The sequence below is a fragment of the Nocardia sp. CY41 genome (genome assembly GCF_009829325.1).
Lineage (GTDB): Bacteria > Actinomycetota > Actinomycetes > Mycobacteriales > Mycobacteriaceae > Nocardia.
In genome coordinates this window covers 1-8,770 of the sequence record NZ_VUOS01000070.1, presented here as the reverse complement: position 1 = coordinate 8,770, position 8,770 = coordinate 1, and the positions used below count along the sequence as shown (strand labels likewise).

5 protein-coding genes and 1 pseudogene are annotated in these 8,770 nt (G+C 66.0%); 1 reads left to right on the top strand and 5 read right to left on the bottom strand.

The features are described 5' to 3' along the window. Positions 1-714: 714 nt before the first annotated feature. From GVY64_RS36070 to GVY64_RS36060, 3 genes are all read right to left on the bottom strand, one after another. The gene (locus GVY64_RS36070) at positions 715-1,608 is read right to left on the bottom strand and encodes a hypothetical protein (protein ID WP_159851058.1); all 894 of its coding nucleotides are present in this window, start codon (positions 1,606-1,608) and stop codon (positions 715-717) included. 428 nt (positions 1,609-2,036) lie between these two features. Next, the gene (locus GVY64_RS36065) at positions 2,037-3,791 is read right to left on the bottom strand and encodes a beta strand repeat-containing protein (RefSeq protein WP_159851057.1); all 1,755 of its coding nucleotides are present in this window, start codon (positions 3,789-3,791) and stop codon (positions 2,037-2,039) included. A gap of 178 nt (positions 3,792-3,969) precedes the next feature. Beyond that, the gene (locus GVY64_RS36060; RefSeq protein WP_159851056.1) at positions 3,970-4,713 is read right to left on the bottom strand and encodes an IPT/TIG domain-containing protein; all 744 of its coding nucleotides are present in this window, start codon (positions 4,711-4,713) and stop codon (positions 3,970-3,972) included. Positions 4,714-4,907: 194 nt separating this feature from the next. On the opposite strand from GVY64_RS36060, the gene GVY64_RS36055 reads away from it, so the two are divergent. Further along, positions 4,908-5,378, top strand: coding sequence for a hypothetical protein (locus GVY64_RS36055; RefSeq protein WP_159851055.1), 471 nt, complete (start codon positions 4,908-4,910; stop codon positions 5,376-5,378). Here the strand turns inward: GVY64_RS36055 and GVY64_RS36050 are convergent. Continuing rightward, positions 5,285-7,792 (bottom strand): S8 family peptidase, encoded by a 2,508-nt coding sequence (locus tag GVY64_RS36050; protein ID WP_236567528.1) that lies wholly within the window; start codon positions 7,790-7,792, stop codon positions 5,285-5,287. The genes GVY64_RS36055 and GVY64_RS36050 overlap by 94 nt on opposite strands. 204 nt (positions 7,793-7,996) lie before the next feature. After that, positions 7,997-8,614, bottom strand: a pseudogene (locus GVY64_RS36045) (AAA family ATPase). Between the last annotated feature and the right edge of the window lie 156 nt (positions 8,615-8,770).

The window sequence follows — 8,770 nt, the reverse complement described above, 5'->3', positions numbered from 1 at the left end:
AGCTTCTTCTGATCCACCGCATCCACCACGGATTCGAGTGTCTCCGACATCAAATGATCCTTCCCGCCGAACCCTCAGGCTCGGCCAGTCAGACCGAGATCAGATACACCGGAGATCAGACACTCCCAACATGAACAAACGCCGCTGAGCGATCGTTCGGCGGTGGATCACAAGAGGCTGGCCGAGCAGCTGCTGGCTTAGGCAAATTAGCAGGGCGTCGAGCGGCTGGGGCCGGGCAGGTTGTTGACACCAGCTCACTAGAATGTGCGCGAAATCGAGGATGCTCGTCGAATTTTCGAGTCCGGCCTGGCAGACCGGATGGTCAGGTTCTTCACGGCCAGGCGTTGGTGGCCATCAGCCAGTAATCGGCCGTGGGTTGCCCGGCGCGGGGATCTTGTTTTGTCGTAGATCGGGTGAACGGAGTCGGTTGTCTTTGCCTGCAGTCGACTCGTGCACCCAGACTGCGGCGGTTGACCTGAGTGACAACCGGGCAGGGGTCGACGGCGCTGACGGTGCGGTGGCACATGTGGGCAGGGTCCATCCGGGGACTCTGGAAGAGTCGGCCGAGGGCGTCACCTCGACCGGTGGGTTGGAAAGGTTCCAGCGACACAACTGCGGCGAGAACTGCACCGATGGTTTTCGGCGATGTTGCTGATTACAACGTCCGGCTCGCCGTCGTCGACGACATTCAGGCCCAGGAAAGGATCATTGAGCTCATGCTGTCAGGCCGTGCTGCGAGCTGAGTAGTTTCAGCACGTTGGCCCGTTCGGTGGCGAGGTCGGTCGGCTCGTCGGCCAGAGTGTCGAGTAGTTGTTGCAGCGGCCAGCGGTGCAGGACCCCGTAGCGGGCGGAGTAGAGGGCGATCGTGTGGATTCGGAACGTGTCGGTGGTGTCGAACAGTGCGTAGCCGATCATCTGGTAGATGTCGGCGAGTGACAGCGCGTCGGCTCGTCGTGACTTCTTGGCGGTCCCGAGCCGGGTTTTCAGTTCGAGCAGCACACCGTCGACGATGATGTCGGCGTCGGCGCGGCAGAAGCGGGACGCGGTGAACGTCGGCCCCAACGCCACCGCCGACGGCGGCGCAGACAGCAGCAGCTCCCAGAGTTCGGTTATCGCGAGCATGTAGAGCGCTCGCAGCTGCACGACCGCCTCGTCCGGTGCCAGCGTGAGCAGTGTGTCGGCGGTGAAGCGGCCGTCGCGAATGAGACCGGCCAGCGGGGAGGTGGGGAAGGTGTAGGGGTTGCGGTACAGCTGCGTGCATAGCGCCAGCGCCCAGCTCGCACGAATGACGGTCGCGACCGCCTGCTCCGGCAGAGGCCGATGGGCCGCCCCGCTGGCCAGCCTCGCTACCTTCAGGACTTCACTGAGGTAGTTCGGCGTGCCGGATATCGCTGGGTGTGCGACAGCGACCTGCGGCCGATAGTCGGCGTCGAGGGTGAAACGCATGAGAAAGCCGAAGGCACCGCCCAGGGTTCCAGGATTCGCTGTGGAGCCCTCGACCAGCAGGGGGCCCGAGGATGCCCGGTAGTCAGCTTGCACGGGCCCGATGTGCGGGAAGCGCCGATCGAAGTACTGACGCAGCGGGCAGAACTTGTCAGCGATCGCCACAGCCAAACTCGAATATTGGTAGCTCACATGCATAACTGTGGCATGGCTGACCGACATGGTCGGCCCGCCGAAAAATGTTCCTCTCCAGACGACGGTTGATGCGAAAAGCTCCTACGGTCAACTTCGCATAGCCGGTGCGATCGGGAATGGTTGCCAACGTTTTCCGCTGCCGCCGACGGAGCGCCACTCGGGCCACTCGGGCTGATCGCAGGGTGGGTGGGTCCTTTCGGCTCTGCGGCGGCCTCGCTGGGGAGGACCTCACTGGGCACGACGAATCCGGCGCGGCTTCAGTCGCGGTCCATGCGGGGCGGTGCCCCAACGACAACCGCCGATGGCCCCTCGGCACATCGCTCAGCGGTGGGCGCAGCGCTTTCGGGGGAAACGTTTTGGCTCTTGGCGGGGCCGGCGTCACTGCGGGTGTTGTCGAATCAGATGGCGGGTGGGGGGACTCGGGTGTAAACCGCTGGTGTGCTGGTGCCGCCGGGTGTGGTGACGGTGAGGTTGGTCGCTCCGGCGGCTCCGGGAGGCGGGTTGGTGACGATCTGGGTGTTGGAGACGATGGTGAATGCCGCGGGTGCGCCGCCGACCAGCACGGTGGTCGTTTGAGCGAGGTTGGTGCCGGTCACGGTGACGCTGTTGCCACCGGAGGTCGGTCCCTGGGTCGGGTTGATGTTGGTGATGGTGGGTGCGGGCAGGTAGGTGTAGGAGACGCTGTTGCTGGTGCCGCCGGGGGTGGTGACGGTGATCGCGACCGTGGCGGCGGCTTCGGGAGGGGCCGTGGCGGTGATCTGGGTGTCGGAGACCACCATGAACCCGGTGGCGGCGGTGGCGGCGGTGGCGCCGAACAGTACTGCGGTGCCGCCGAGGAGGTGGGTGCCGGTGAGGGTGACGGTGTTGGCGCCGGTGAGCGGACCCGAGCTTGGCGAGACGCCGGTGAGGGCGGGGATGGAGAGGTAGAAGTAGGCGCTGGGCAGGGTGGCGGCGCCACCGGGTGTGGTGACGGTGACGTTCACCGCGCCGGCGACACCGGGGGGAACGGTCGCGGTGATCTGCGTGGCGGAGACGACGGTGAACGAGAACGCGGGCGTAGCGCCGAAGCTGACCGCGGTTGCTGCGGTGAGGTTGGTGCCGGTGAGGGTGACGGTGTTGCCGCCGGAGGTGGGTCCTTGGTTGGGACTCACACCGGTCAGCGACGGCACTGCGGCGTAGGTGTAGGAGACACCATTGCTGGTGCCACCGGGAGTGACGACGGTGATCGCGACCGTCCCGGTCCCTGGCGGGGCGATGGTGGTGATCTGTGTGCTCGAGTTGACCGTGAACGCGGCCGCCGTAGTCCCGAACCGGACCGTGGTGGCGGTGGACAGACCGGTACCGGTCAGGGTGACCGTTGTCCCCCCGGCGGCCGGGCCCGCACTCGGGACAACGGAAGTGAGGGTGGGCACGGGGATATAGGTGTAGGCGACGCCGTTGCTGGTGCCACCGGGTGTGGTGGTGGTGACCTGCACGGTCCCGGAGCCGGGCGGGGCGACGGCGGTGATCTGCGTGCTGGAGTTGACGGTGAACGAGGTGGCCGCGGTGGCGCCGAAGGTGACCGCGGTGGCTCCGGTGAGATTGGTGCCGGTGAGGGTGACCGTGGTGCCACCGGCCGCCGGACCCGAACTCGGGGTGATCGAGGTGAGGGTGGGCACGGGGGTGTAGGTGTAGGAGACGCTGTTGCTGGTGCCACCGGGTGTGGTGACGGTGACCTGCACGGTCCCGGTCCCCGGCGGGGCGACGGCGGTGATCTGCGTGCTGGAGTTGACGGTGAAGGAAGTGGCTGCGGTCGCGCCGAAGGTGACCGCTGTTGCTGCGGTGAGGTTGGTGCCGGTGAGGGTGACGGTGTTCGCGCCGGAGGTGGGTCCTTGGTTGGGGCTCACTCCGCTGAGCGTGGGCACGCCGGCGTAGGTGTAGGGGACGCCGTTGCTGGTGCCGCCGGGGCTGGTGGTGACGGTGACCTGCACCGTGCCCGATCCGGGTGGGGCGAGGGCGGTGATCTGTGTGGTGGACTCGACGGTGAAAGTGGTTGCGACCGTGCCGAAACGCACGGTCGTCACAAAGCTGAACCCGGTGCCGGTGATCGTGACGTTGTTGTTCCCCGTGGTGGGTCCCGCGGTCGGGGACAGGGAGGTGATGGTTGGGGCCATGGAACAGTGCTCCTTCTGAAGCAGGCCACGGCCCGGCCCGGCCGTGGGGCAAGGGTGTTCGGGTGAAGGAAGCTCGCGCGGTAGTGACACCGGATCCGGCCCCGAGGCAGGTAGGTTGCCTCGGGGCCGGGCGGGGGCGGTCCTGCGGGGACCGCGCTGCGCCGCGCGGACGACGGGGTCAGATGCCCGGTCCGGCGACGTAGGTGAACGCGTCGGTCCCGGTGACGCTGCCTCCGCTGGTAGTGACCACGACATCGACCGCGCCCGCGGTTCCCGGCGGGGTGACCGCCGCGACCGAGGCGTCGGAGATGACCGAGAACGGTGCCGCGACCCCATCGAAAGTGACCGACTGGGTGGTGGTCAGGCCGGTGCCCGGGATGGTCACCGCGGTGCCACCGGAGGTCGGACCCGACGCCGGGGACGGCGTCCCGATGGTGGGAGTGTCGACGTAGGTGTAGGACAGACCGTTGTTGGTGCCGCCCGCGGTGGTGACGCTGACACCCACCGCCCCGGCCGCCGCGCCCGCGGGCACGGTCACCGTCAACGTGCTGTCGTTGACCACCGTCGGGGTCGCGGAGTTCGCGCCGAACGCGACCGCGGTGGCGCTGGACAGGCCGGTCCCGGTGATGGTCACCGTGTTCCCGCCCGCCGTCACTCCGGAGACCGGCGACAAACTGGATTTGAACGGTGCCCCGACGTAGAAGAACGACAACGGGTTACTGGTCCCACCCGCCGTTGTCACCGTCACCGCGACCGTGCCCGCCCCCGATGGGGAGGTGACGGTGACCGAGGTGGCCGTGTTGGCGGTGATCGTGGCCAGCTTCGAACCGAAGTGCACCGCGGTGGCGCCGGCGAGGTTCGTGCCGGTGATGGTGACCGTGGTCCCGCCTCCGGTCGAGCCCTGATTGGGAGAAATAGGCATGACGCTGCCTCCTGGTCGATGCGGCGCCCGATGATATTTGCTCGGATTCTGTGGTGGGCCCGCATATCCCATTAACCACCCGCGACCAGGACTCAGGCCAGTCTCTGGCTGTCCGTTTTCGTCCGTTCTCGGTGGGGGGCCGGTTGAGGGGAACCGGCACCACCGACCCGAATCAAGATCTATAGTTGTCTGCTATGGGAGGTAGGCATTGGAAGGACCTGGAACGCAACCGCATCGACTCCTCCGTGGTGCGGCGCGACCCGAAAAACCCTACCGCGGGTACCGGATTCGCTGCCCGAGCGCTTGCCGCGCAGCCAGAACTTCCCGCGTGGATCGCGTGGTTGCACGACCGCGCCGGTGAGCAGTGGGCGCGGCTGGAGTATCAGATGCACTACCCCCTCGACTACGGCGGCCGGCCCGGCACGCGCACGAGCGAGGAGTGGTTGGTCACCCAGCGTGCCTACCGCGCCGAATACGCTGCCCGCTCAGTGGAACGCGCCCGCCGCCTCTACCGCGCCCAGCCCGGCATCGTGCACGCTCACACCCCGCAGCTGCCCGATGACGGCCAGTTCTACGACGCCCCGGAGTCGGGTCGGGAGTGGACCGGCCACTGGTACTCTCGCGACCCGCTCGGCGCGTGGGGACTGTCCGAAATATCGACCTGACCCGACTGCGCCACTGGTTGTAACCCGATTTCCGTGTGACTCACCAGTGCCCCACCGGGGGCCCTGGGGTGGTCGTTCCCCCGCAAGTGAGCGGTGACCCGCAGCACCCAGAACACACCGAGACACCTGAACCGCGGTGGCAGGCATCTGCCGGGTCGGACTTTATGATCTCCGTTGTCACGGCTACCGCTTCGGAGCGCGTGACAGCGCAGGAGGACAGCTACACGCTTCACGCCCGGCGCGGCGCTCCAGATGTCGCTGTGTAGAGAACCGACGGCTTGCTGCTGGCGACTTCCGAAGAACCATTCTCCGGTTTCTTCGGCAGAGGGGGGACGTTTTTCGTCTTCGGCCAACGCTTTTCGGTTGATTCGCTGCTGGAACTCTTCGGTGCCTTCTGTGGCTCGGCGGATGTCGAACCGCAGGCCGTGGGAGGCGTAGCTGTAGCGTTGACGCCATCCACGTCGGGCCGGGTTGGGCTCGACGAAATAGGACAATGTGACGCGCAGTTTGACCGGAGCTTCGCCGAGACCCGCCAGAACCTCTGCGGGCCAAGGCAATTTATGGTAGTGGATCTCGCGCATTTTCCCTTGCTCGAAGGGATGGATGACTGCTTGGGAGATCAGAGTCAATGCATCCGATGCGCTGCGGGTTGCGCGCAGCAGGTCGGGCACGCCCATGCCGTAGCGGCGCAGTAACGCGACGCGTGCCCCTTTCTTGTTTTCCGCGGCGAACTGCCTGTTCATCGCGGGTGTCCATTCAGCGGAGTGAACCAGCAGCGCGCGGATTGCCTCTGGCCACAGCGAGGGGTATCGAGCGGTGATCTGGGCCGCCATCGCGGCGGCCTGTGCGGTTGCTGCGCTGGTCGCGTGGGTAGTGGTGAACGGCCGACTGGTCATCCCGGGCGGGATCGGCGCGTGCGTGGTCAGCAGCTGTAGGTTGGGAGGTTTGTCGAAATCGGTGCCAGCAGGCGACCTTGCGATGTTTCCCCCTTCGAGAACGATGTCGGGTTTGACCGGCCACTGTTTTCCGAACAGCAGCGAGGTTCGGCTGACCGGTGAGAGTTCTCCCCGTGGCGCGACCGGTGTCCAGCCAACGAACTCTGCCGGTGCGCCGGCCATGGTGTCGAGCTCGGTATAGGCGCCGATGGTGAGGACGTTCCATGCTTGGGCCGGGTCTTCGACTGGCTCGGTGTCGCTGCGAGTGAGGTGGTCTTCGCCCCACCTTGGTCGCTGGACGTTGCCGGTCGAAACACAGAACAGCCGGGGGTTGGGTTCATCGGTTTGCTCGAGGAAGGTGAGATGCCCGTTGCGCATATCGACACGTCGACCTGCTGCCAGTGCGTCGAGTGCCGCCGACCATGACGAGGGTTGCCCCAACGCCGGTGAACGTTCCGCGGGAGGCGGGGTAGGCCAGTGGGCCGTGACTGCGAGGGAGTACACGCGGCGCCGGCGCGGCTGCTCGATCTCGACGTATGTGATCGCATCGGCGGTCACTGCGCCGAACAGTTCGGGTTCGTTGTCCGCAGGGGGCGGGGGAAGGATCTTCGCCGATTCCAGGCGGTGGGTGAGCCGGATCGTGGTGTCGGAGGCAAGGGCGTTGCCCAGGTCGCCGAACAACGCCAACCCGGCCATTTCCGTTCCGTGGCCGCGGTCATCGTGGCGCGGCCACGACGGGTCAGCGGCCTGGCAATCGCTTTCGTCGAGCGATGTCTTCAGCAGTGGATGTTCCCAGTACACGCCGCTGTCGACAACGCAAACTGCGGGCGAGGAGTGGTCTGCGGTCTGGATTCGGTCCAGTAGTTCCTCAGCCCACTCATACTGCTCGGCGGCGCTACTGTCGGCGAGGAAGGACCTGGGGTCGTGCGGTCGGCGCAGCTCAGCGAGATCATCCAGTATGTCGGGCACCGACGCCAACTGCTCGACTGTGCCGTGCACGAGGACGACGGACCGATCGCCGAAGCCGAGCACCTGACGACCGACACGCACACCTATCCCCTCGCCCGCCTCCCGCATACGAGCAGCCTCGCCACCGTCGCGGCGGCGCAGCCACACCTCCCACCAGACCGACTCGCCCAGGGTAGGGAATTCCTGGGGTGGGTCGGTCCACAAGCTCTCGATAGTCGCCGCCCTGATGTCGTGGATCCGGTCGATGAAGTGGCTGTTTGCTGTCTTCTGCTCGCTCGCAGATTCCAGATAGGCGGAAATGCGTTGCAAGAAGTAGGCCATCGCGCCGTCGGGGACGAACACCGTGGCTCGCTGCACCAGATTCCCGTTGCCGTCGAGGACTTCCTGCACGGCCCGAAGTTCTGGACGAACCTTTCCCTGCTGAGGATCCAACGTGGTCAGTGCCAGCTCGATACCGGGAAAACTTTCGAAGACGACATACACCCCTTCGATAGCGCCCGCAACCGTCACGCCTCGACTGCTGCGCCGCGAGCGAGCGGCAGCCTCGGCCTGCTGGAGGTCGCCGCGGAGCTTCCTTCCGTGGGCACCGCGGTCGGGAGGCGGGTCGGGTGGTGGCTCACTGTTGCCTTTTGGAGGCGGACTGTACTGCGCCGACTGCGCGGTCGAAACAATCAGGTGGGGCTTGTCTCGTTGTGCCACAAGAACCGGCCCGCGTTAGATCGCGTGCTGGCGACGCTCGCGAAGAGCTGCGCGCAGGCTTGCCGTGGTCACCTGTTTTCCTCCTGCCAGGATCGCGTCCTTGGCTGCTGTGTCGCAGGCGATGGCGATCTCGCCGTGGCTGAGCCCTTCGGTTTCGGCATCAAGTTTGGCCCATTCAAGCCGGCCGACGCCGACGTGGGCCAGGCGGTTGCGGATCACCTGCCGGGCCACGCCGGGTGAGGGAAGCGGGTAGTCGATAACCGCGTCGAATCTCCGAAAGATAGCTCGATCCAATAGTTGTGGATGGTTGGTCGCGGCTATCACCAGGCTGTCGGAATGGTCCATCTCCAGAAACTGCAGGAATGAGTTGAGGACCCGTCGTATTTCGCCGACGTCGTTGGTCGACCCGCGCTCACCGGCGAGCGCATCAATCTCGTCGAACAAATACCCCCCTCACGTTTCGGCGAGGGCATCGAAGATCAACCGCAACTTCGCCGCAGTCTCGCCCATGAACTTGGTGATCAACCCATCGAGACGGACCTGGAACAGCGGTAGCCGCAATTCACCGGCCAACACATGCGCAGTCATCGTTTTCCCGGTCCCAGGCGGACCGGTCAGCAGGAGACGACGCATCGGCAGGTAGCCGTGGGACCGTAAGAGCTCCTATCAGGTTCGGTTGCGGAGTCTTCGCCAGCAGATGAGGGCGGCGGCGAGGTCGAGGAATCCTTGGTGGATGTCGGTGCGTCGTTCCCAGCGGGTGGCCAGGCGGCGGTAGTGGTGTAGCAGGGC